This window comes from Erythrobacter sp. S259, assembly GCF_057364965.1.
Window position 1 is genome coordinate 2815614 of sequence record NZ_CP200286.1, and the last position, 23321, is coordinate 2838934.

A 23321-nucleotide genomic window follows, 5' to 3' on the forward strand; every position below is an offset into this window, starting at 1 on the left:
AATGTATCTCTTTGACTTCCTGAGTTAAGCAATGAATACCAGGGCGACAAGTGATCGGGCTTTTGATCAGGGCGCGTTGGCCGCGTTTTCCTCGTCGATTTGCTCGCTCGGCTCATACGACAACAACGGTGCGACGCGCGGATCGCCCGCCACTTCCCAGCCGCTTTGGGTACGGCGCAAGGCATTGGTTTTGCCGCGCGGCCCAATCACCCGGATTTGTTCGTGGCCAAGAGCGTTTAAATCATCGACCATGCCGGCGATAACGCTGCCTTCCTCGGTTATGGCAACCGATCCAAATGACATGATGAGCGGGAGGCCAAGCGCTTCTTCAGCGCTCATTCCAAAGTCGAGAACACCGATAATCGAACGGGCAACTTGCACAGGGATCGTAGGCCCGCCCGCTGCACCAATGACAAGCACGACCTCGCCGTTTTCGTCAAAGACGATTGTGGGCGCCATGGATGAGCGCGGCCGTTTGCCGCCTTCGACCCTGTTAGCAACTGGCTTGCCATCCACTTCTGGGTTGGTGCTGAAATCGGTGAGTTCATTGTTGAGGTAGAACCCGCCCCAATAAAGCCCCGATCCCCATGCGCCTTCGATGGTAGAGGTGTAGCTCACAGCGTTTCCATCGGTATCGACGACGGAAAAATGGGTGGTGCCGCGCTCCATTGGCTCGTCTCCATCCGCGCGGGCAAGAGGAGCGCCCGGCGGTGTCCCGGCTTCTGCTTTCTCAAGCGCTTTGGCGGGATTGATCAACGCGCTGCGGCTGGCGATGTAGGCGGGGTCAACGAGCCCGGCGACTGGCACTTCAACAAAGTCCTCATCGCCGATGTACAGCTCCCGGTCAGCATAGGCGAGACGCTGCGATTCAAGGAAGATATGCCAGAATTCAGCGCTTTCCGGCCCGAGGGCGGCCACATCAAAGCGCTCTATCTGCGCCAGCATCTGTCCCACCGCTACACCGCCAGAGGACGGCGGGCCCATCCCGCAAACCTTGTAGGTCCGGTAGCGCGCGCAGACCGGCTCGCGCTCTTTGGCCTCATAACTCGATACATCGCTGGGCGTTATCGTCCCGTCTTGCGGAGTTTCGCCTGCGACATAGCTTGCAAAATCTGCTGCGCTGTCGTCATAAAAGGCTGAGATGCCTTGGGCTGCGAGCCGCTCGAAGGTTGATGCGAGCAGCGGGACTTTGACAGTTTCGCCGACGCCAAGCGCCTTGCCATTATAGTCATAGAAGACACCGCGTGCGGCCTCGGTTTTGCCAGCCCGGCTTTGGCGGCCGCTAAGGCTTGCGTGGAGGCGGCGATTTACGAGAAACCCATCTCGCGCAAGTGCAATTGCAGGCTGAAACAGGTCAGCCCATGCGAGTTTTCCGTATTTTTCATGCGCTTTTGCCGCGAGCGCCAAATTGCCGGGCACGCCCACGCTCAAACCCGAGGTCACGCGTGTCTCAGAGGGGAGCCGTTTGCCCTCTGCGTCCAGAAACCGGCTCGCTGTCGCCGAGGCAGGTGCAGTTTCGCGGCCATCGAGTGTGACCAGCGATCCATCGCCAGCGCGCACCATAAAACCGCCCCCGCCGATACCGGAGCTTTGAGGCTCAACAACGGTGAGTGCCAGCATCACTGCAATCGCTGCGTCAGTGGCAGAGCCGCCCTTTGCAAGGATTGCCTCGCCCGCTGCTGTCGCGCGCGGATCAGCGCTACTGACCGCTCCAGTTCTGGCCCCAATTTCGGCACCTGTTTCGGCAGAAACAGCCGGCGGAGGCGTGCTGGCAATTGCAGTTTGAGGGCCAGCGCAGCCCGCTAAGGTTCCGGCAAAGACAAGCGCGATAGGCGATAATGCAGCAAGGTGTTTTAGCATGAAAGCCTAGCTATTCGCTTCCAACCGCCTCTGCAATGGCCGAGACCCCCTCACGCTCCATAATATCGAGCAAGCCTTTCGCGATTTTCGCACCAAGTGTGGGCCCTTCGTAGACCATGGCGGAATAAAGCTGCACCAGGCTTGCACCGGCCTTGATCCGCTCCCACGCATGCTCAGCTGTCGCGATACCGCCGACACCGATAAGCGCCATTTCACCGCCAGTGCTTTTGCGAAAATCACGCAGGCGTTGCAGCGCGAGTATGCGCAATGGTTCGCCTGACAATCCGCCCGTCTCGCCCGCATGACGCGATGTGAGCCCGTCTCGTGAGATTGTTGTGTTTGATACGATTAGCGCGCCGAGGTCTTTGTCAATCGCGATGCGCGAAATTGCATCAATGTCAGCTGGCTCCAGGTCGGGCGCAAGTTTGAGGAAAATGGGCGGCAGGTTTTCATTTGCGCTTTCGGCGCGGGCCGCAATCACGCCGTCGATCAGGTCTGTCAGTGCGCCTTCATCTTGAAGTGCGCGCAGGCCGGGCGTGTTGGGGCTCGACACATTGACGGCGAGATAGCTTGCAAACGGGGTCATCGCCCTTGCCATTTCAGCATAGTCCGCAATTCTGTCTTCAGAATCTTTGTTGGCTCCTATGTTGATGCCCACCAAACCGCCGCGTGATTTGCGCGCCTTCAGGCGCTCAACCGCGGTCGCTGCTCCGTCATTGTTAAAGCCCATCCGGTTGATGACGCCCTTATCTTGCGTCAACCGAAAGAGCCGGGGTTTGGGATTTCCCGCCTGAGGGCGCGGGGTGATTGATCCCACCTCGGTAAATCCAAAGCCGAGCGCGAGGAGTGCGTCGGGGACTTCTGCGTTTTTATCAAACCCGGCAGCGACCCCTACGGGGTTCGGGAAACTGAGCCCTGCGACGTTTACACCAAGCCTTCCTGTATCGCGTGATGAACCCGTCCGCGAGCCAATTCGCGCGCCTGCCTTCAAGGTGGCTGTGGGCGCGGTTTTCAGCGCCTTTATCGCTAGGTTGTGACCGGTCTCCGGACCCAGCGCAAAAATCGCTGGCCGGGCGAGATTAAACAGTTTGAAGGGGTTGAGCATGGCACAGCGCTAAGCCTCAAAACGGCCGCCATGTCGAGCCCAAACACCGCCATGATCACCATTCCGTTTGCCTGGCCTGCGCAAAGGCGCGGATTATGGAAGATGCGAATCTTGTCGCTTCGATACAATTAATTTCAATACCCCCTAGCTAGAGAGGCTCTGCGACCCGGAGGGCTCAGAGCAATTATGCAAAGAGTTCCTCAACTCATAAGGGCGGCCCGCTTTTTAAGCTGGCCGCCCCTTTTTTGAGCTGACCCCTCTGTTAGTCTGCGAAGACAACAGGCGGGGGTGCACATGGTTGAGGGTTTTGATGGCTTTCCCGAAGTTTCGGGCTCGCTGAGTGCCGCAATTGAGGCGGACCTTACCTCAAGCGACCTCATCAAAATTGACTACATTGCCCCGCCCATCGCCATCAGCGCCTATGTTACCATTCTCTATTATTTCCGCTGTGATGAGGCAGAAATCTGCGATATTCAGCCTGCCTCGGTTGGACATTTTGCGCTGTTCCCGCATGGCAAAGGTGAGATGCAATTTCGCAGCGGAAGGCGTGATCCTAACCCGCAGGTCGCGGTGATGACGCCCCTATCGACCTCGCATCCGATCAAAGTCGCAGGGCCGATGCATTCGATTGGCGCTGCGCTTACGCCGCTTGGCTGGGCGGCTTTAACCGGGCTTCATGCAGGCGATAATTGCGATCAACTGCTCCCTGCAGGGCAGGTTCTGGGGGATGATGCGGCTGAGCTTGGTGCGAGGCTTAATGATGCTTACCGTTCTGGCGAGAAGACTGGACGGGACTGCGCGCTTGCGCTCGGCGAATTTATCGGCGCGCATGCCAAGCCGATCAATTCGCGCCATGCCGAGCTTATCAAGGTCACCAACAATTGGCTCGGCTCTTCGCTCAATCCTGACCTGGACGATCTCGCGCAGGCCGCCGCCTATTCCAAACGTCAGGTGCAGCGCTTGACTGAGCGGTATTTTGGCCTGCCCCCTCAAGCCTTGGCTCGCAAATACAGAGCTCTGCGGGCGGCGGCTTTGCTGTCTTTTCCGACCCTTACGCCGGAGTTTGAGGCACAGCTTGCCGAAGCGTTCTTCGATCAGTCGCATATGATCCGTGAGATCAATCTGTTTGTTGGCCGGACCCCGGCGCGCCTTAGGGACCCTGGCACTCCCTTTTTGAGCGAGATGATTGCGCCGCAGAATTTGCGAGAACTAGAGTAAGCTTGAAATCGGACCATATTGCGCGTATTTGAAATCCGACTCAATTAGTCCGATTTAAGAACCACTCGCAATAAGGCACTTTTCAGCTCCCATGCGCCTCTCCAATCTCACCGACTATGCCATCATAACGATGGTGCAGGCCTCGGCCCATTGCGGGGACGGGCGGGTGAGCGCGGCTGAGCTGGCGAATGAGACCGGGCTGCCGGTGCCGACGGTCCAGCGGCTGGTGTCGAAGCTGACCAAGGCGCAATTGCTGCGTTCAGTGCGCGGCGCAAATGGCGGTTTGCAATTGGGCCGTCCTGCCGCTGCGATCACTGTGGCTGACATCGTCGAGGCGGTGGAGGGGCCGATTGCGCTCACCGCTTGCCTTGACCATGGAGATTGCGACTACGAGGCGGGCTGCAACATGAAACCGCATTGGCCGCTCATCAATTCCAAGCTGCGCGGCGCCTTGGCTGAGGTGTCGCTTTCCGATCTGCGCCAACATCCCGCGAAGCAACCCTCTCACGTACTAACACAAAAAGAGCTTACGGCATGACCGACAATCTCGACCTAAAACCTGAAATGGACCAGGACGCCAAGGACGCAGCCGCTGCTGCGACCGAATATGAGCATGGCTGGTCCTCTGATATTGAAACCGAATTTGCCGAGAAGGGTCTGACCGAAGACACGGTCCGCTTTATCTCGGGCAAAAAGGGTGAGCCGGAATGGATGCTCGACTGGCGCCTCAAAGCCTTCCGCATGTGGCAAGAGATGGAGGAGCCCGATTGGGCCAAGGTCGGCTATCCCAAGATCGACTACCAAGACGCTTATTATTACGCCGCGCCCACCAAGAAGATCGAGCTCGATTCGCTCGACGATCTCGATCCGGAGATTAAGCGCGTTTACGACAAACTCGGCATTCCGCTGGGCGAACAGGAAGTGCTCGCCGGGGTCAAAGGCGCGAAGAAAGTCGCCGTGGATGCCGTGTTTGACAGTGTCAGCGTTGCGACCTCGTTCCGCGAGGAGTTGATGCGGGCGGGCGTTATCTTCCGCTCTATTTCAGAGGCTATCAAGGAATACCCCGAACTCGTCAAAAAGTGGCTGGGCCGCGTTGTGCCTACGCGCGACAACTACTTTGCCTGTCTCAATGCGGCAGTCTTCTCCGACGGCACCTTTGTGTACATCCCCGAAGGCGTGCGCTGCCCGATGGAGCTCTCCACCTATTTCCGCATTAATGCGGAAAACACTGGCCAGTTTGAGCGCACTTTGATCATCGCGGAAAAAGGCTCTTACGTCTCCTATCTCGAAGGCTGCACCGCGCCGATGCGCGATGAAAACCAGCTCCACGCCGCCGTGGTGGAACTGGTCGCGATGGAAGATGCGGAGATCAAATATTCGACTGTCCAGAACTGGTATCCGGGTGATGCCGAGGGCAAGGGCGGGATCTACAATTTCGTGACCAAGCGCGGCCTGTGCCAAGGCGACCGCTCCAAGATCAGCTGGACGCAGGTTGAGACCGGCTCTGCGGTGACGTGGAAGTATCCGTCCTGCGTCCTCAATGGCGAAGACAGCGTGGGCGAGTTCTACTCGGTCGCGGTCACCAACAATTACCAGCAGGCCGACACCGGCACCAAGATGATCCACAATGGCAAGGGCTCGCGCTCGACCATTATCTCCAAGGGGATCAGCGCTGGCCATTCCAGCAACACCTATCGCGGGCTTGTTCGCGTGGGGCCAAAGGCGGAAGGGGTGCGCAACTTCACCCAGTGCGACAGTCTGCTTCTCGGGGATGAATGCGGCGCGCACACCGTGCCCTATATCGAGGTGAAGAACCCCGGCGCCCAGATCGAGCACGAGGCGACCACGTCCAAAATCTCCGACGAGCAAATGTTCTACGCCCAACAACGCGGCCTCGACGAAGAGGAAGCGGTGGCGCTGATCGTCAACGGCTTTGCCAAGGATGTGCTGAAAGAGCTGCCGATGGAGTTTGCCGTGGAAGCGCAGAAGCTGCTGGCGATCTCGCTTGAGGGGAGCGTGGGGTGATCACTTTTCTTGGATTTGTTGCACTGACTTGCTTTTTCGCTTGGGGATTCCGGGTATTATGGAGGAGCAAAGGTAGGCCCATAAGCAATCAGGTTGCGATTGGAGATTTCCGGCCACGATGGAGTTTCTTTGGCGCATTTGTTGCACTTCATTTCGCTGGTGCAACACTGATAAGCCTCGCAATTACGCTGATCTGGGCATCAGATTCCCTTGGCTTTTCAGATGCGCTAAAATCAGAAGTCGAGGCTGACTTGGTTCGCCAAGCGTCAGAGGTGCCTCATGACTGACCGCAAAACCCTAGGCCTCCGCGACACAAGCGACTCCGAAGTCCCCGATCTCCCCAAAAAGGGCCGTGGGTGGAAGATTTCGGATAAGCGTCTCGACGCGCTCCACGACCGTGCGCGCGAAATGCGGCGCTTTGCTTCGCCAGCGAACAAGGCGCTCGCCAAGAAGTTCGCGGAAGCCGACCTTGGCCGCTACACCTTCAAGCGCTTTGCCGTTGTTGGCAGCGCGATTGTCGACTTCAACTGCCACAACCTCGGCATGGCGATCATGATCGACGAAGAAGATCAGGACGAAACGCTGGCGAAACGCCGCGACAAGAGCCTTGAGAGCGTCGGCATCCGCGTGATGCGGATCAAGGCGGCCGATATTCTCGATGATATGGACGCAGTGCTCCAACGCATCACCGCCGGTATGCGCATCCGTATCGGCGACAAGAAAGACGCCGCCCGCGCCCACCGCGAGGCCAACCCTAACCAAGATTACTCACGGCCCGACCGCAAGGACAATCGCGGACATGACCGCGGTGATCGCGATGACGGTGGCCGCCGATGACCCAATTTACCCCCTCCCGTCATTGCGACCCCGGACTTGATCCGGGGGAAGCAATCCAGGGCGTAACGCTCGGCGGCTCTGGATTGCCGCGTCGCTTCGCTCCTCGCAATGACGACAAAGAAAACAAATGAGACGAAATGATGCTTAAAATCACCGACCTTCACGCCGCCGTTGGCGAGGACAATCCAAAGCCGATCCTCAAAGGCCTATCCCTCGAAGTCGCGGCTGGCGAAGTTCACGCAATCATGGGTCCCAATGGCGCGGGTAAATCGACGCTCGCCAATGTCCTTGGCGGCAAGCCCGGATATGATGTGACAAGCGGCTCGGTCGAGTTTGCAGGCGAAGACCTGTTCGACCTCGACCCACACGAGCGGGCGGCCACGGGGCTCTTCCTCGGCTTCCAATACCCGGTCGAAATTCCCGGCGTCTCCAACGTCCAATTCTTACGCGAAGCCTTGAACGCTCAGCGCAAATTTCGTGGGCAGGAGCCCCTTTCCGGCGGCGAGTTCCTGAAACTCGCCAAGGAGAAGGCGGGTCTGCTCAAAATGGATATGGAAATGCTTAAGCGGCAGGTGAACGTCGGCTTTTCCGGCGGCGAGAAAAAGCGCGCTGAGATGGTGCAAATGGGCATTCTCGATCCCAAATTTGCTGTGCTTGATGAGACCGACTCAGGCCTCGATATCGACGCGCTTCGCATTGTGGGTGAGGGCATCAATTCGATCATGCGCGCACCCGACAAGGGCGTGCTCCTCATCACCCACTACCAGCGCCTGCTCGACGTGGTGAAGCCTGATAAGGTGAGCATTCTTGCAGGTGGCCGCATCGTCCAAACCGGCGGCCCAGACCTCGCGCTTCGCCTCGAAGACGAAGGCTATGACGCGGTTATGGCAGAGGCTGCGGCGTGAGCGACACAGCAACCCTCCCAACACGCCGCGATGAAGCGTGGCGCTATGCCGACATCGACGCGGTCGCAAAGCTTGGCTTTGCTGGCATTTCCGACTGGCAAGATATCGTGCTGGCCGAAGGCGAGACCAAGCGTGTTTGCCTGACGGTGGGCGGCAATGCCCCTGAAGTCACTCGGATGCGGCTGATGGTCGGCGATGGCGGGCGCGCGGAAGTCTTTGCGACCAGCGCTGGCTCTGATTACACCCGGCTCGAGATTGAAGTGATCCTTGGCAAAGGCGCGCATTTTGAGTTTGGCGGTGTCACCATCGGCGGCGGTGAGGCGGTGCGCGAGTTTGTGACGCAAACCATCCACGCAGAGCCCAACGCCACTTCAAACCAAACGGTGCGCGCTGTGCATTGGGGACAGGCAACCGGCAATTTCCTCGGCGAGATCAAAGTCGCGCGCGATGCGCAAAAGACGGACGCAGCGCAGGATTTCAAAGGCCTGCTCCTCGAAGCGGGCGCGAGCGCAAACGCTGTGCCGCAGCTTGAGATCTTCGCAGATGATGTGAAGTGCGCCCATGGTGCAACAGTTGGACAACTCGACGAAGCCGCGCGTTTCTACATGGCGGCGCGCGGCCTCTCTCCACAGCAAGCCCAGCGCCTTCTGGTCCAAGCCTTTATCGGTGATGCATTCGTCGAACTTGACGATCAGGCGGAACGTGAGAAACTGCTTCAAGCAGCACTCAAGAAACTGGAGGGAATGTTATGATTTCGACTAGGTCAAAATGGGCCATCCTGCCGGCCATCGCAGCGTTGGCAGCCGCGCCCGTAACATTGTCTGCTCAGGAAAGCTCCAGTGCGCTCACGCTTCCAGCGAGCGATTTTGCGCCCATGCAACGATACAATATCGTCTATGAAGAACCCAAAGAGATGGCCGAACTTTATGTTCGCACCCTTGGTCTTGAGGCGCGGGATGCCGAATATGAGGAAGGGCGCAACCCGAGCAATCCGAAGCACAAGGTCGTGATTGCGACCGTCAAAGGCATTGATGATCCGACCGTCAACGCCGTCCAGTGGCGGCTCGAGCTTAAGGCCGAAGGTGGCAATTGGGAGGCGGTTTCGGCAGGGCTTCGCCGCCAATGTCAAAAAGGCCCCAACACCAACACATGGACGAGAGAAGTTTGTCCCTCATAGCTGAAGCCAAGCCAGCAGCCACCTTGCGCGGCGACTTTCCGGGTCTTGTGACGCCGGAAGGTAAGCCGTGGCATTACCTTGACACAGGCGCGACCGCGCAAAAGCCGCGCCAAGTTATCGAGGTGATGGCGCGCGCCATGGGCGAGGATTATGCAACCGTCCACCGGGGAGTGTACTCGCGTTCGGCGGACATGACGCTTGCCTATGAGGCGGCGCGCCGCCGGGTTGCGTCGCTTATTGGTGGTAGCGATGATGAGATCGTGTTTACCCGCGGCGCGACAGAAGCGATCAACCTTGTTGCGAAAACCTGGGGCCGCGCAAACCTCAAAGCTGGCGACCGCATTCTGCTCTCGCAATTGGAGCATCACTCCAACATCGTGCCGTGGCAAATGCTTGCCAAGGAAGTCGGCGCCCACATCGACGTTGTGCCGCTCACCCATGACCATCAAACTGACCTAGACGCGGCCGAAGCGATGCTGACCGAACAGCACAAATTGGTCGCATTTGGACACGTTTCCAACGTCTTGGGCAGTGTTCTTGATGCGCATCGCGCGGCGGATATGGCGCACATGGTTGGCGCAAAGCTCCTGCTCGATGGATGTCAGGCTGTGCCGCATATGCCGGTTGATGTGGCGGCGCTGAATTGCGATTTCTACGTTTTCTCGGCTCACAAGCTCTATGGCCCAACCGGCATTGGAGCGCTTTGGGCGCGTTCGGAAATCCTTGCCGAAATGCCTGCGTGGGAAGGCGGCGGGGCGATGATTGACCGCGTGACTTTTGAAAAGACCACATATGGCACAGGGGTCCAGCGCTTTGAGGCGGGCACGCCTGCTATCACCGAGGCTATCGCCTTTGCAGCTGCCGCCGACTACGTTTGCGAGGTTGGCCTTGGCGCGGTGCATGAAGCGGAAGGCAAGCTTGTCGAGCGTCTCCGCCGCGAGCTGACCGCCATGAACGATGTGACCGTTTATGGGCCTGAAACCAGTGCGGGAATTGTGAGTTTCGCGATTGATGGCATTCACCCGCACGACTTGGGCACGATCCTTGACGAGGCGAATGTCGCTATTCGCGCAGGGCACCATTGCGCTCAGCCATTGATGGATTATCTCGGCGTTCCCGCCACCGCGCGCGCCAGTTTCGGGCTCTATTCAAGTGACGATGATGTGACCGCGCTGCTTGACGGGATTGCCCGGACCCGCCGGATTTTTGGAAAAGGTTAGACACGTTATGACCACGACCGATCAAACATCGGCAAAACCGCCCCGCGCACGGGTTGAGGATGCGGTTGATCCCGATACGGAAAGTGCTGATGCCGCCAACAATTCTGAGCGCACCCGCGATTATCTCGACGGGTTTTTGCATCAAAAGCCTGCGGACACCGCAGGCGGCCCCGGCGGCGACTTGCAGCAAGCGGTGATTGATGCGCTTAAAGAGATCTATGACCCGGAAATCCCGGTCAACATCTATGATCTGGGCCTCATTTACGGTGTTGAGGTCGATGATGAGTGCGACGCCACTGTCACAATGACCCTGACGACGCCGCATTGTCCCGTCGCAGAGACTATGCCGGGAGAGGTTGAATTGCGCGCGTCCTCTGTGCCTGGCATTCGCGATGCAGAGGTTGATCTGGTCTGGGACCCGCCGTGGAGCCCTGAGAAGATGTCGGATGAAGCGCGGCTTGAATTGGGGATGCTCTAATGACCGAGACCACCACGAAAACTCGCAAGTTGCCCGCCGCGGTGACCCTTACAAAGGGCGCGGAGGACCGCATCGCCCATCTCATGAGCAATGCGCCTGAGGATGCGATTGGGGTAAAGCTTTCTACCCCGCGCCGCGGTTGTTCGGGGCTTGCGTACTCGGTCGATTATGTGACCGAAGAGGCCAAGTTCGACGAAAAGATCGAGACGCCAGGCGGCATCTTCTACATCGACGGCGCAAGCGTGCTCTATCTGGTCGGTTCGGTCATGGACTGGGTCGAAGACGACTTTACCGCTGGCTTCACCTTTGAAAACCCCAACGCCAAGGGCGCGTGCGGCTGCGGCGAGAGCTTTATGGTCTAGCGGTCGTCTTCGGCTAGCCGATTGATCAAACGGCGCTCTAGATCGTCCAGTTCGCCGTCTGCCTTTACCATCGCATCAAGCCAGCTTGATTCGGTATCGGTAATCTCTGCACCTGCTTGCGCTTGGGCGACGATTTTTGCGCCAGCATATTCAGATACTGGTCCGCCTTTGCGTTTGCCGAAAACAACTCCCATCGCATTACCGAAGTTTTGAGCGACGTTTGGTGCCTCGCGCACCATGCGGGACATGAAGCGCCCGACATTGCTTGAGTTATCAGCGATAAAGCGCTCCAACTCGAGCTTGCGCTCATGGCTAAGCTGCGCATTGGCCATCGAAAAGCCTTTGAGGTAGTTGGCAACGCCATCAACGAACAGATCTCTCCATTCAGCCGCGTTCGCATCGGCTAGCGTTGCATCCTTCAGGCGGAAGAGCATTTCTGCATCAAACCGGCTAACAGCCGCTGGGCCGTACCCGCCGCTTGAGAAGATCACACGGCGCAAGATTTTGCATTCTGCTGCGCTGATATGGGTGTCGGAAAGCTCGCCCCCACAGCGTGTGGGGCCGGTTCCGCTCAGAACCTCTCTCTCAACCTGTTCAAGCACATAGTCTTTGAGCAAAGTTGGCACATTTTCCGCGCGTTCAATGATGCGAACCATGGTCTCAAGCTCGACAAAGCTCTCTACCACGCCGTCGCGGTCGACCTGCTCGATCAGCCAGCGGGCTTCTTTTTCACTGCACTGCCGCTTTGGCTCTGTGCCGTTCAAGACATACTCGCCAATCGCCTCAACGAAGAAGTCGCACCACTCCTGGCCCCGATCCTCGACCGCATCATTCAATGCGAACAGCGCCTCTGCCTCTTCGCGAACGATGATCCCATCGCCCCAGCCCTGACGGCGCAGCGCAAGCACCTCTTGCGGATCAACGGTTCCATCAGCAGCAGCGGCCTTGGCAAGTTCAGAGAAATGCATGGTCATTTTGGCAAATACCCCTTTGATACCCTTAGTGGGCAGTGGATCATAAATGCCACAATGTGCTTAAGGCTGCGTTACCAAAGCGATCAACGACTGCGCGCTGCGCTTGTCACCTCGTCAATGCACTTTGCCCGGTCAATATCACCGCCGCCCACACGTTGGCGTGCTTCGACATGGGTTGCGACCGGAGCGCGTCCACGCTCTAGTGGGTAGAGGAAGATATCCAGCACGCAGGCATCGGAGCTGAACTGCAATTTGCGCGCATCGCCTTCGGACAGGTCAATACGTGCCCTTCCAAAACGCTGGGTGAGCGAGGATGCGCCTTGTCCAATCACGCCTTCGAGGCCTTTTTCGCGCAGGATTTGCGGCGCGGGCGTGCCGCCTGGCGGTGGCGCAGCACTGACCATAGGCGGCGCTTTTCTGACGCTGGGCGCGCAAGCACCCAATAACGCGGTGCAAAGGCACACGAGACCTGCTGATCTATGCCTCATGAGCAGCTCCCATGTACCGGTGCGTAAGGTGGGTCCCCGCAGCTGCGCCTAATATCGGCGCGATAAAATTCGCAAAGGGAACCATCATAATCATTGCTATAACCCCGCCCAGAAAGAAGCGTTCCATGCTTGGCACAGGATTGGGTGCGCCGGGCTCTGCTCTGTGTCTGAACCAGGCCATATCGGTAAGCTCGCGCCCCAAAAGCACCGCATTGACGATCAGGAACACGACGGCAGGCCCGACCGCAGTGAACAGCAAGACAATCGCAAACGGCAAGGCCAACGCATTGAACATAAGCGCTCTTCCAAGGCCCCTGACGCTGTTGGCAAGGTCTTGGCGAAACGGCAATTTGCGCGCTCTTGCTGCCGCTTGCGGATAGTGGCGTTCCTCCACGGCAATCACGATCTCGTCGGCAAAGAATTGCAAAACGGCAAGGGCTACCATGCGGAACAAGAACCAGAAGGCGAGCGCGCCAACGATCACCGCAGCGGCTGCTCCTGCCCATCCGCTGAGCTCCCAGCCCATCGCTGCAATGACCCAGCCGAAAGCGAAATAGACCGCCGCGCCAAGCACTAGGAACGCCAGCAAAGTGAGAGCAGCCGTCTTTAAAAGCACGCGCAGCACGGCAGGGTCGCTCAATTGCCCTGCGCCTTTCGCCAACGCTGTGATCACCGCATTCATTAGCCCTACCGTTGCGTCCTTCCGCCCGGCTAGTCAAACCACTTGAGACCTATATCACCCCTTTCACGCCCTCAGTCTTTGCTCCCCATTTTGGCTTGGCGTACCTGCAACTTGGCGCTAGGCGCAGCTCCAACATTTCCTTTCAATGCCATCCAAGGACCCAGCCACCGTGTCAGACGCCAACTCATCAGGGCCCGCCCGCTACGACGTAGTCGCCATCGGAAACGCTATCGTCGATATCATCGCCTCGTGCAGCGAAGAGGATATTGAGGAGCTGGGCCTCAACCGCGGCGGCATGACCCTTGTAGATCCAGCGGGCGCTGACCGCCTGTACGATGCGATGGGACCAGCAACCGAGAAGTCGGGCGGCTCGGCGGCCAATACGCTTGCAGGGCTTGCTGCGCTCGACATCCAGTGCGCTTTTGTGGGCCAGGTTGCCGATGACCAGTTCGGCAAGATCTTTGCCCGCGACATGCGCGCAACCGGCATCGACTTCGACACTGCGGCTCGCCCGACTGACGGCACACCGGCCAATCCGCCAACGGGCCGCTGCCTCATCTTCGTAACGCCCGACGGCGAGCGCACGATGAACACCGACCTCGGCTCCAGCCAGTTCCTTCCTGCCTCCGCCCTCGACGAAGACCTGATCAAGGGCGCGGCCATCCTCTATCTCGAAGGCTATCTCTGGGACCCCGAGGAGCCGCGCAATGCGATGCGCCGGGCGATGGGTGTAGCGCGCGAGGCTGGCCGCAAAGTCGCCTTCACCGCTTCTGAAAGCTTTGTCATTGACCGTCACGGCGATGACTTTCGCGCGATGATTGAAGAGGGTCTCATTGACATCCTCTTCGTCAACGAGAGCGAGCTTGCGACCCTCACAGGCGAAAACGACTTCGACACCGGTTTTGACGCGCTTGCCGCCAATGTCCCTGTTCTCGTCGCCACCAAAGGCGCCAAGGGGGCGGTCGCTAGCGCTAATGGCGAGCGGGCCGTTGTTGCCGCAGCGCCGGTTGCCAAAGTGGTCGACACCACCGGAGCAGGCGACCAATTCGCCGCCGGTTTCCTCGCTGGCTTTGCGCGCGGAGAGAAGCTTGAGACCTGCCTCAAACGCGGCGCGATTGCGGCGGCTGAGGTGATCTCGCACTACGGCCCGCGACCTGAGACCGATATGAAGGCGCTTATGGAGAAGAGCCTCTAGCGTTTCTCCCTCGCAACTTCTTTCCAGCCGATATCGCTGCGGTAGAAGCCGCTCTCGAAGTCCACTTTCTCGACCGCCTCATAGGCCGCCGCTTTCGCCTCGGTCACGTTCGCGCCGCTGGCGGTGACGTTGAGGACGCGGCCTCCGCCTGCGACCAGTTGGCCATCTGCCAGCTTAGTGCCAGCGTGGAAGACCTTTGCGCCGCCTTCTTCGCTCGCACCCAAATCAATTGCGCCGCCTTTTTCGGGCGTGCCGGGGTAGCCATTGGCGCACATCACCACCGTAAGCGCGGTTTCGGCCGCAAACTTCGCCTCCTGACCGCCAAGCTCACCCTCGGCGCAGGCCAGCATAACCGCTGCCAAGTCGCCTTTGAAACGCGTCATCAGCACTTGGCATTCCGGATCGCCAAAGCGGCAGTTGTATTCGATCAGCTGGGGGCCGGTCGCGGTTAGCATGAGCCCTGCATAGAGCACGCCGGAATAGGGCATACCCTCGGCGCGCATTGTGTCGACGGTCGCCTGGATGATTTCGGCGATCACTCGCTGTTGCAATTCTTCGGTCAACACAGGCGCAGGCGAGTATGCGCCCATTCCGCCAGTGTTCGGGCCGACATCGCCCTCGCCCACCTGCTTGTGGTCTTGCGCTGTGCCGAAGGGGAGGACGTGTGTGCCGTCGGTGATAGCAAAGAAACTGGCCTCTTCGCCTTCGAGGAATTCCTCGATCACCACCTGCGCGCCAGCTTCACCAAACGCGCCATCGAACATATCGGCGAGCGCGGCCTCTGCCTCTTCGAGGGATGCAGCGATCACCACACCCTTGCCTGCCGCCAGACCATCGGCCTTGAGCACGTAAGGCGCGGTGAACTTGGCGAGGGCTTCGGTGGCTTCAGCTAAAGAATGCGTGCGGACATAGCCGCCTGTGGGGATATTGGCGCGCGCGCACAGGTCCTTGGTAAAGCCTTTGGAGCCCTCCAATTGCGCGGCTTTAGCGGAGGGGCCGAATGCGGGGATACCGGCGGCGGCAAGGCTATCGGCGAGGCCATCGACCAATGGCGCTTCTGGACCGATCACCACCAGCCCGATTGTCTTCGCCTTACAAAACTCTACCACTGCGCCGTGATCGCTCACATCTAGCGCCGCCAATTCCGCTTCCTCAGCGATTCCGGGATTTCCGGGGGCGGCGTAGAGCTTGGCGCAAGACGGGGATTGCGCGAGCTTCCAGGCTAGAGCATGTTCGCGGCCACCCGACCCGATTAGCAGGATATTCATGGCTCGCAGCCCCTCTTCTTCCGATAGTTCTGGCCTGCTAGCGCGCAGCCGCGATGGGGACAACGCTGAACCTTTGTCGATCAGCGAGATTTCCCAAAGCTTGAAGCGGACGGTCGAGGATCGCTTTGGCTATGTGCGCCTCCGCGGGGAGCTTTCCGGTGTCAAACGCGCAGCTTCTGGCCATATGTACTGCGCGCTGAAAGACGATAAGGCTGTGCTCGACGGCGTTATGTGGCGCGGCAATGCTGGGCGGCTGGCGTTTGTGCCCGAAGATGGGCTTGAGGTGATCGCGACGGGTAAGCTTACGACGTATCCGGGGCGCTCCAAATATCAGATCGTGATGGACAGCCTTGAGATTGCAGGCGAGGGCGCATTGCTGGCGCTGCTTGAAAAGACCCGCGCCCGGCTTGAGGCTGAGGGGCTGTTTGCAAGGGAGCGCAAGCGGCGCCTCCCGTTCCTGCCGCGCACGATCGGGGTGGTGACATCGCCCACAGGCTCAGTGATCCGCGACATCCTCCACCGTCTCGCCGACCGTTTTCCAAGCCATGTGCTTGTGTGGCCGGTGCTGGTGCAGGGACAGGGCGCTGCGGAGCAAGTGGCGGGGGCAATTCGAGGGTTTTCTGAGATCGCTCCGGGCGGTCCTGTGGCGCGCCCCGATGTGGTGATCGTTGCGCGCGGGGGCGGTTCGATAGAGGACCTGTGGGGCTTTAACGAAGAGGTCGTGGTGCGCGCAATTGCGGAATGCTCGATTCCCGTAATCTCCGCCGTGGGTCATGAGACGGACACAACGCTGGCCGACTACGCCGCGGACCAACGCGCGCCGACACCTACGGCTGCGGCAGAGATGGCTGTGCCGGTCAGGGCTGACTTGGATGCGACCGTCGCTGATTTCGCTGCCCGCCAGCGCCGCGCAGTGTATCGCCCGCTGGAACTTGGGCGCGAGCGTTTGGAAGCACGCTTGCGCCGAATGCCTAGAATCGAAGCGCTTCTGCAACCCCAAGCGCAGAAGCTTGATGATCTGTCCGAACGTCTCCGCCGGGGACTCCGAGATCAGGCAGGGCAGGGTCGCGAGAAATTGGCAGGTACAGCGGCAAGGCTCGGTCGCAGGTTGCTGGATACAGCGCTCGAAAAACGCCAAGACAGGCTGGACCGGGTGCGCCTCATCCCTGCCATGGTCGAGCGCCCCATTGTGGAGCGGCAGCAACGCCTGACCGCACTCGCCCGGCTGGTGGAGCAGCTTCATCCGGAAAAGCCGCTGGAGCGAGGGTTTGCCATGGTGCGCGCGGGCGATGGCGCGGTGGTTACGTCCCGGTCGCGGGCGAGCGAGCATTCAGCGCTTACCCTCAAATTCAAGGACGGCGAGCTGGATGTGGGGGTTGGCGGTGCGCTGCCTCCACCCCGCACGCCCAAGCAGGCCGCAGCAACGCCTAAGGGAAAGCCCCAGACGAAAACCAAGCTCCAGGCGTCAAATCCGCGCCAAGATGATTTGTTTGGATAGCCTGCCTTTGCTATGGATGCTCCCATGTTGATGTCCTCAGGCGATAAGACCGCAAAACTTCACTATGACCCTTCTGGATTTCGTGTCCTGAGGCCGGGCCACCATGTCATCTGCGCAGTCTCTGGCGCGGTGATTCCTCTTGAAGAGCTGCGCTATTGGAGCGCGGAGCATCAGGAGGCTTATGCTTCACCCGAAATCGCGACCAAGCGCCTGCTTGAGGCGGACTAAATGATGCGTCTGCTATGCGCGTTCGCTGGGTTGGGATTGCTCACATTGGTGAGCTGCACCGGCACCGAAGCTGCAACAACAGAAGCGGCAGGAACAGGGGCCGCAAAAACAGCGGCGGCAACCCCCGCTATCCCGGAAGCACAAGCAGCGCCTGTGGTCGCGGCTGAACCTGTGCTGCCTGCTGCGCCTATTCAGGCCGATTTCCTGTTTCTGGCAGGCGAACTCACCCAAGGCGGTTTTATTCGGGGGCAAGCGCCTACGGGAACGATCAAAATCACCCTCGGCGACCAAGCGGTTGATATCGGCGAGGATGGATTGTTCTTCGCGGCCTTTGACCGCGACAGCGCGGCCAATGTTGCCCTCACGGCAGTGCTGGAAAACGGGAGCACCGTCACCGAAACCCTTGCTGTGTCACCTCGTGATTGGCAGATTGAGCGGGTCAATGTCGCCAAGCGCGCGCTTCGCAATCCTGAAGCTTATTGGCGCAAACGCGAACCCGAACACAATGCCATCGTGGCGGCGCGCGCCAAGGTGACGGGAGCGCAAGGTTGGAAACAGGATTTCATCTGGCCCGTCAAAGGACGCATTTCGGGCCGCTTTGGCCGCCAGCGGATCTTTCGCGGCGAACCGGGAAGCTATCATTCCGGCATTGATATCGCGAAGCCCACCGGCACTCCTTTTGTGGCTCCGGCTGACGGCGTGGTGATCCTTGCGCGGACGGGTTTTAGCCTCGAGGGCGGCCTTTTGATGCTTGACCACGGCAATGGTCTCAACAGCGCATTCCTCCATTGCCACCGCATCCATGTGAAAGAGGGCGACACCGTGCGCCAGGGTCAGCATATTGGCGATATAGGCTCGACCGGGCGCTCCACTGGTCCCCATCTTCACTGGGGCCTTAAATGGCACGATGCGCGCTTTGATCCGATCCTTCTTGCAGGGCCTATGAGCTAGCGTGGCAAGAGCAATTAGGGTGACTGCGGCGCTCGTCGTCGCTGCCATGGCCGCGCCCGGAACGTGGCTGCGCACACCGGTTGACGAAGAGAATCCTAGAGATATTGCGCTCGAGCAAGTGGCGGCCGCCTCGCAAACCGGTGTCCCCGGCTGGCAGGTTGAAGGTGTGTGGCATTACTCAACCGAGCCGTCTTTACGCTTTGGCGGTTTCTCCGGGCTTTTGACCCTTGGCGGAGGGCGTTTGCGCGCTTTTTCCGACCGGGGTTTCCTGTTCACTTTCGTGGAACCCGATCGTTCAGAGGAAAGGCCGGAAACGCGCCTAACAGCAGGCCTGCCCTACAATGATCCTGCTCTCTATTCGCTTTTATGGGACATCGAATCCGTAACGCGCGATCCTGCTCAAGGCGGGGATTATTGGGTGGGCTATGAAAACACCCATGCGGTCCACCGGTTCTCTTACAAAACGCAGCCGGAAGAGGTCCGGATTTTCGATGACATGGCCAAGGACTGGTATTCCAATGCAGGACTTGAGGCGATGGAGCGACTGTTTGACGGGCGGTTCTTGATCCTGCCAGAAGGGCGAGATGAGGCGTTGATCTTTGATAGTGATCCGGTCGAGGGTGGCTCCCCCAAAACCGTTCCGTTTCAAAACCCAGCGGTTGGCTTTGCTGTTACCGATTTGGCGCAAATGCCCGATGGCCGAGTGCTGTTGCTGATGCGCGATGTGGATTGGGGCAATTACCCGCCTTTTGCGGGCAAACTTGCGATCATGGATGCACCGAAGCCCGGTGCAAATGCGGCCATAGCGCCGCGTGTGCTGTTCGATTTCGAGGGCGTTTTGCCGCCTGAGAACTATGAGGGTATAGCAGTTCGTGCTGAGGAAAACGGTAGAATGACGGTCTGGATTATCTCAGATGACAATCTGGCCGCCATGCAGCGCACTTTGGTGGCAAAGCTAACCTACACGCCCACCGCAAGCTGAACGAGAAAAGGACGCTAACGCTTGTATCGCGCTGCGCCCTTCTCCTATTTTTGTCCTGTTTTCATCGCCGAAGCGAGATTAAGCGGCTTTTGCCAGCTTCTTAAGTTCACGCTTCACTTTTTGTGCGCGCGAAGAAAGCTTCTCGTCTTTGGTTTTGAGGAGCCAGTTGTCGAGACCACCATTGTGCTCAACCGAACGAAGACCATGGGTCGACACACGGAATTTGAAGCTGCGCTCGAGCTTTTCGCTCATCAAAGTCACGTTCTGCAGGTTAGGCAGAAAAACGCGCTTGGTTTTGTTATTGGCGTGGCTGACGTTGTTGCCAACCTGGCGGCCTTTGCCAGTCAGTTCGCAGATGCGCGACATGATAAATCTCGTCTTGTTTGTCGGTTGCGGGAGTGCCGCCGTAAAAGCGGACCGATCGCTCGGAAACCCCGGAAAGCGCGGCGCATAGCGGGCCACTTGCGAATCGTCAATTGATTCGTGAGCCCGCGAGGGTTAGCGCTTGGGGTCTGATGACCACCCAAGGAACCAAATGGCCGATCCCGCAGCCGATGCAAACCGCATTGCAGGCTGCCCGCGAGGCGGCGGAGGCTGGCGAAGTGCCCGTGGGCGCGGTGATCGTCAAGGACGGCGAAGTGGTCGCGGTGGCGGCCAATGCGACCCGCTCGCCCCCTGATCCCACCGGCCATGCAGAGATGCGCGCGATCCGCATGGCGTCGGACTGGCTCGGAGACGACCGCCTGACCGGCTGCGACATGTATGTGACGTTAGAGCCCTGCGTCATGTGCGCAGGCGCGATTTCCCATTCGCGGATTGCGCGGCTTTACTATGGTGCAAGCGACCCCAAAGGCGGCGGCGTAGAGCACGGCGCCCGCGTCTTCGAACAAGAGCAATGCATGCACGCGCCCGAGGTTTACACAGGGCTGGGCGAGGAAGAGGCGGCTGAGATGCTGCGCGCGTTTTTTAAGGAGCGGCGGTGATGGCCAGTTTGCAGACAATCAAGACCATCACCAAATACCTCGGCACGGTCATCGCCAAACGGCTGGGGATTTCGCTTGGGCGCGCGGATATTGAGAGCATCTTCAACTATGTGAAGATCACCGACAATCTCTCGACCTCGGGTCAGCCCACCCAAGAGCAATTTGGCGCGATTGCGGGGGCTGGCTTTGATGCTGTGATCAATTTGCTGCCCCAAGAAAAGGAAAATGCGCTTAAGAATGAGGGGGACGTCGTGCGCGGGCTTGGCCTCGATTACACCTATATTCCCGTCAATTTCGCAGCGCCCAAAGAGGCCGATTTTGCCAAGTTCGTCGAAGCAATGCAGGCCAATGGTGGCAAGCGCGTTTGGGTGCACTGCGCGGTCAATGCGCGCGTTTCGATCTTCACAGCCCGCTACCGCCACGAGGTGCTGGGCGAGCCGGTAGAGCAAGCCCGCGAACACATTGCGCACGTCTGGGAACCCTTCGGAGCGTGGCCGGAATTTTTGGAGAATGGCTCTCAAACCCCCTCGTCACCCCGGACTTGATCCGGGGTCCAGCTGACCGTGCAGGGTCGCTTGTCGTTGCAAAAGGGTTAGTCCCAGCCAACTCGCAGAAAAATCCCCACTAGAACCGCATTCACTCCCGCATGACCCTCGAGAAGCTGGACCCCGGCCTTCGCCGGGGTGACGCTAAAGCCCTCTCACAAACCGCGCCAAATCTTCGCTTTTGCATCATCTCTTGCCCCAAACCTGCGATCATCGCAGCGGGCGGGGCGGAAGCGTTTGTTGTAGCAAAGGCGCAGTTCTTCCAGCCATCCATCGCGGTTGAGTTTCACGCCGACATGGCCCGCCTGCCACATGCGACCATTGGCATCGGCAAAGGCTTGGCGAATGCGGCCAGCGGTCAGGCCATCCTCGCGGCTGATCCGGTCGTAGTCCGGGATCCGAAGGCTCTCCCACAGAACTTTGGTGACGGCGAGATAGGTTTCCGGGCGTTTGACCATGCAGGAGCCGTGCTTTGCCCATTGCCGCGCAATGAGGCGGGCAGAGGGCATCATGCACATGTTTTGGCGCACTTGGCTGGCGGTAAGGCGGCTTTGAACCCCGCACCACTGAGGCCATGTGCGCGCCCCTTGCGGCCACAGGCCATGCACAACGAAGCCAAAACGCCCATTGTCGCCAGAGCATTGGACGCGGTGATTGCGGGAGTCCTGTCGCGTGCGGCAGAAGGCCGGGGACCAGCTGAGCGCAAGGGTGTAGCCTGTGACCGGCACCACGCGGGGGCGTTGATCGGGCGCAACTTGCGGAACCGAAGACACCTGCGGCGCGCGGCATTGGTAGGCCTGCGCGTTGCCAGCCACAGGTAGGGCAAAAGCCAGAAGCGTCGCGCCGAACTTAGAAATCAAGTTGCGGATTGGGGAGCCCCTTCTTCTCCGGGTTGAACCAATAATAGACAGAGCTGTGGAACAGCCCGGTTACTACACACATCATCCCAAAAGCATGCGCCAAAACCAGCGGATCGAACGGATCTGGACTCAATGAGGAATAGATTTGCAACAAGACGATAAAGAACGACAACATTGCGGGAACGCACATCAGCATCCGAGCAATTCGGCTACCGAAACCCCAGATCGCAATGACTGGGATCAACGTGATCGTAAACAAGGCGAAGGCACCTATTACCTTGTCTTCTTGCTCCTCCCAGAGGCTGTAAATGGGTAAAGCATCAATGAGGGTGAATAGCCCGGTTGCGACCATGAAGGCAGCAAACGCGTGAATGGCAATGGGCCTTGGCCCCTCGCGCCATCGCGCACGGAAGAAATCAAACAAGAGCAAAATCGAGGCCAACATCAGCCGCAGGAGCGCTCTGCGTGAGGCGACCGACAGAGCAATAATCCACCCCGCTCGCAGCTTTCGCCGCGATGGTGACCAAGTTGATCCCGCCGCTCGCCTCGGTTTTGGCGCGGCCTGCGACCATTGCGACCGCCTCTTTGAGCGTTTCGGGCGACATATTGTCGAGCAGCAAGTGGTCTGCCCCGGCCTTTAGCGCGGGTTCGATCTGGTCCAAGCGGTCCACCTCGCAGATGATCGGGGAGACCCCTGCATCTCTTGCGCGCCGCACCGCTTCGCCCACGCTACCTGCAACCGCGACGTGATTGTCTTTGATCATCGCCGCGTCGTAGAGCCCCATGCGGTGATTTTGCGCGCGCCCTTGGCGTGTGGCGTATTTCTCGAGCACGCGAAGGCCCGGAAGCGTCTTGCGGGTGTCGAGCAGGGTGCAGGCCGCGCTGCCCTCGCGCATGGCCGTCACATATTCGCGGGTCATAGTGGCGATGCCGGAGAGGTGCTGAACAATGTTTAGCGCGCTTCGTTCTGCGGTCAGGAGCGCGCGCGCATTGCCCTCGAGCCGCATGAGGTCGGTGCCGGCCGCCACTGCATCGCCATCGCTCACAAGCGCCTCGATCACGCAAGCGGGGTCAAGATGCCTGAAGAACGCCTCTGCCAGTGGGAGACCTGCCACCACAATGCTATCTCGAGAATCCATAACGCCGGAAAATCGTGCATCAGCCGGGATCACGCTCTCGCTGGTCACGTCCTTGCCGCCGCCGGGAAGGCCAACGCCCAAGTCCTCCGCTAGGGTTTCACGGACAAATGTATCAAGGTCGAAGCCCTCAAGTTGAAAAGACATCAAATTCCCGTTCGTGCTGAGCCAGTCGAAGCACCGTAGAGGCTTGGGCCGCCTTTCGACAAGCTCAGGGCGAACGGATGTTGGTGTTTGTTGCCAGAAATGGACCTAACGGGTTCGCAAGCCTGACCGGGCGCCCGCAGGTGCCCGGCAGCGTAGCGGCGGCAATAGCGCCGAGGCGTTCGTCCGTATGGGCGAAC

The 23321-nt window shown here is 59.3% G+C and carries 27 protein-coding genes; 17 read left to right on the top strand and 10 right to left on the bottom strand.

What is annotated here, in order from left to right; translation table 11 throughout:
* Positions 1-66: 66 nt before the first annotated feature.
* Together ggt and AC0V60_RS13380 are read right to left on the bottom strand one after the other, a co-directional pair.
* Positions 67-1860: a gamma-glutamyltransferase gene (ggt, locus tag AC0V60_RS13375; RefSeq protein WP_486178939.1), complete on the bottom strand. Its 1794-nt coding sequence runs from the start codon at positions 1858-1860 to the stop codon at positions 67-69.
* A 10-nt stretch (positions 1861-1870) separates the two neighbouring features.
* Positions 1871-2965: a quinone-dependent dihydroorotate dehydrogenase gene (locus tag AC0V60_RS13380; protein WP_486178940.1), complete on the bottom strand. Its 1095-nt coding sequence runs from the start codon at positions 2963-2965 to the stop codon at positions 1871-1873.
* Between the two features lie 294 nt (positions 2966-3259).
* On the opposite strand from AC0V60_RS13380, the gene AC0V60_RS13385 reads away from it, so the two are divergent.
* From AC0V60_RS13385 to AC0V60_RS13430, 10 genes are all read left to right on the top strand, one after another.
* The gene (locus AC0V60_RS13385) at positions 3260-4183 is read left to right on the top strand and encodes a helix-turn-helix domain-containing protein (protein ID WP_486178941.1); all 924 of its coding nucleotides are present in this window, start codon (positions 3260-3262) and stop codon (positions 4181-4183) included.
* A gap of 91 nt (positions 4184-4274) precedes the next feature.
* Entirely contained in the window at positions 4275-4721 is a 447-nt protein-coding gene (locus AC0V60_RS13390) for an SUF system Fe-S cluster assembly regulator (protein ID WP_486178942.1), read from the top strand.
* Positions 4718-6208, top strand: coding sequence for a Fe-S cluster assembly protein SufB (sufB, locus tag AC0V60_RS13395; RefSeq protein ID WP_486178943.1), 1491 nt, complete (start codon positions 4718-4720; stop codon positions 6206-6208). The genes AC0V60_RS13390 and sufB overlap by 4 nt, the downstream gene beginning before the upstream one ends.
* 279 nt (positions 6209-6487) lie before the next feature.
* Positions 6488-7045, top strand: coding sequence for an endonuclease domain-containing protein (locus AC0V60_RS13400; protein WP_486178944.1), 558 nt, complete (start codon positions 6488-6490; stop codon positions 7043-7045).
* 140 nt (positions 7046-7185) lie between these two features.
* Positions 7186-7950: a Fe-S cluster assembly ATPase SufC gene (gene sufC / locus AC0V60_RS13405; RefSeq protein WP_486179501.1), complete on the top strand. Its 765-nt coding sequence runs from the start codon at positions 7186-7188 to the stop codon at positions 7948-7950.
* A complete protein-coding gene (locus tag AC0V60_RS13410) occupies positions 7947-8702 on the top strand; it encodes a SufD family Fe-S cluster assembly protein (protein WP_486178945.1) in 756 nt (251 codons plus the stop codon). The genes sufC and AC0V60_RS13410 overlap by 4 nt, the downstream gene beginning before the upstream one ends.
* Positions 8699-9127, top strand: a complete 429-nt coding sequence (locus AC0V60_RS13415) for a hypothetical protein (protein ID WP_486178946.1) — start codon at positions 8699-8701, stop codon at positions 9125-9127. Before AC0V60_RS13410 ends, AC0V60_RS13415 begins: the two co-directional genes overlap by 4 nt.
* On the top strand, positions 9100-10347 hold the full coding sequence (locus tag AC0V60_RS13420; protein WP_486178947.1) for an aminotransferase class V-fold PLP-dependent enzyme: 1248 nt from the start codon (positions 9100-9102) through the stop codon (positions 10345-10347). Before AC0V60_RS13415 ends, AC0V60_RS13420 begins: the two co-directional genes overlap by 28 nt.
* 7 nt (positions 10348-10354) lie before the next feature.
* Positions 10355-10825, top strand: a complete 471-nt coding sequence (locus AC0V60_RS13425; protein ID WP_486178948.1) for an SUF system Fe-S cluster assembly protein — start codon at positions 10355-10357, stop codon at positions 10823-10825.
* The gene (locus AC0V60_RS13430; RefSeq protein ID WP_486178949.1) at positions 10825-11187 is read left to right on the top strand and encodes a HesB/IscA family protein; all 363 of its coding nucleotides are present in this window, start codon (positions 10825-10827) and stop codon (positions 11185-11187) included. The genes AC0V60_RS13425 and AC0V60_RS13430 overlap by 1 nt, the downstream gene beginning before the upstream one ends.
* Here AC0V60_RS13430 and AC0V60_RS13435 read toward each other — a convergent pair.
* From AC0V60_RS13435 to AC0V60_RS13445, 3 genes are all read right to left on the bottom strand, one after another.
* On the bottom strand, positions 11184-12161 hold the full coding sequence (locus tag AC0V60_RS13435) for a hypothetical protein (protein WP_486178950.1): 978 nt from the start codon (positions 12159-12161) through the stop codon (positions 11184-11186). The genes AC0V60_RS13430 and AC0V60_RS13435 overlap by 4 nt on opposite strands.
* An 83-nt stretch (positions 12162-12244) precedes the next feature.
* A complete protein-coding gene (locus AC0V60_RS13440) occupies positions 12245-12565 on the bottom strand; it encodes a hypothetical protein (RefSeq protein ID WP_486178951.1) in 321 nt (106 codons plus the stop codon).
* Positions 12566-12638: 73 nt separating this feature from the next.
* Positions 12639-13331, bottom strand: coding sequence for an EI24 domain-containing protein (locus tag AC0V60_RS13445; protein WP_486178952.1), 693 nt, complete (start codon positions 13329-13331; stop codon positions 12639-12641).
* Between the two features lie 169 nt (positions 13332-13500).
* Between AC0V60_RS13445 and AC0V60_RS13450 the strand changes: the two genes are divergently transcribed.
* Complete coding sequence (locus AC0V60_RS13450; protein WP_486178953.1) at positions 13501-14526, top strand: adenosine kinase; 1026 nt, start codon at positions 13501-13503, stop codon at positions 14524-14526.
* Here the strand turns inward: AC0V60_RS13450 and purD are convergent.
* Complete coding sequence (purD, locus tag AC0V60_RS13455; protein ID WP_486178954.1) at positions 14523-15794, bottom strand: phosphoribosylamine--glycine ligase; 1272 nt, start codon at positions 15792-15794, stop codon at positions 14523-14525. The genes AC0V60_RS13450 and purD overlap by 4 nt on opposite strands.
* Here purD and xseA point away from each other — a divergent pair.
* The 4 genes from xseA to AC0V60_RS13475 are packed head-to-tail and all read left to right on the top strand — an operon-like array spanning position 15793 to position 19453.
* The gene (gene xseA, locus AC0V60_RS13460; protein WP_486178955.1) at positions 15793-17292 is read left to right on the top strand and encodes an exodeoxyribonuclease VII large subunit; all 1500 of its coding nucleotides are present in this window, start codon (positions 15793-15795) and stop codon (positions 17290-17292) included. The genes purD and xseA overlap by 2 nt on opposite strands.
* Before the next feature lie 24 nt (positions 17293-17316).
* Entirely contained in the window at positions 17317-17520 is a 204-nt protein-coding gene (locus AC0V60_RS13465; RefSeq protein ID WP_486178956.1) for a DUF2093 domain-containing protein, read from the top strand.
* Entirely contained in the window at positions 17521-18471 is a 951-nt protein-coding gene (locus AC0V60_RS13470; RefSeq protein WP_486178957.1) for a M23 family metallopeptidase, read from the top strand.
* A 1-nt stretch (position 18472) separates the two neighbouring features.
* Entirely contained in the window at positions 18473-19453 is a 981-nt protein-coding gene (locus tag AC0V60_RS13475) for an esterase-like activity of phytase family protein (protein ID WP_486178958.1), read from the top strand.
* 78 nt (positions 19454-19531) lie between these two features.
* On the opposite strand, the gene rpmB is transcribed toward AC0V60_RS13475, so the two are convergent.
* Positions 19532-19819 (bottom strand): 50S ribosomal protein L28, encoded by a 288-nt coding sequence (gene rpmB, locus AC0V60_RS13480; RefSeq protein ID WP_486156490.1) that lies wholly within the window; start codon positions 19817-19819, stop codon positions 19532-19534.
* Positions 19820-19968: 149 nt separating this feature from the next.
* Here rpmB and AC0V60_RS13485 point away from each other — a divergent pair, with 149 nt between their 5' ends.
* Positions 19969-20436 (top strand): nucleoside deaminase, encoded by a 468-nt coding sequence (locus AC0V60_RS13485; RefSeq protein ID WP_486178959.1) that lies wholly within the window; start codon positions 19969-19971, stop codon positions 20434-20436.
* Positions 20436-20981, top strand: coding sequence for a protein tyrosine phosphatase family protein (locus tag AC0V60_RS13490; RefSeq protein ID WP_486178960.1), 546 nt, complete (start codon positions 20436-20438; stop codon positions 20979-20981). Before AC0V60_RS13485 ends, AC0V60_RS13490 begins: the two co-directional genes overlap by 1 nt.
* Positions 20982-21136: 155 nt before the next feature.
* Here the strand turns inward: AC0V60_RS13490 and AC0V60_RS13495 are convergent, their stop codons facing one another.
* Genes AC0V60_RS13495 through nadC form a run of 3 tightly spaced genes read right to left on the bottom strand, consistent with a single transcriptional unit; the run spans position 21137 to position 23124 of the window.
* Complete coding sequence (locus AC0V60_RS13495) at positions 21137-21841, bottom strand: ribonuclease T2 family protein (protein WP_486178961.1); 705 nt, start codon at positions 21839-21841, stop codon at positions 21137-21139.
* Positions 21831-22286 carry a hypothetical protein gene (locus AC0V60_RS13500; RefSeq protein ID WP_486178962.1) on the bottom strand — a complete coding sequence of 152 codons (456 nt, stop codon included), beginning with the start codon at positions 22284-22286 and terminating at the stop codon, positions 21831-21833. The genes AC0V60_RS13495 and AC0V60_RS13500 overlap by 11 nt, the downstream gene beginning before the upstream one ends.
* Positions 22258-23124: a carboxylating nicotinate-nucleotide diphosphorylase gene (gene nadC, locus AC0V60_RS13505; RefSeq protein ID WP_486178963.1), complete on the bottom strand. Its 867-nt coding sequence runs from the start codon at positions 23122-23124 to the stop codon at positions 22258-22260. The genes AC0V60_RS13500 and nadC overlap by 29 nt, the downstream gene beginning before the upstream one ends.
* Positions 23125-23321 lie beyond the last annotated feature (197 nt).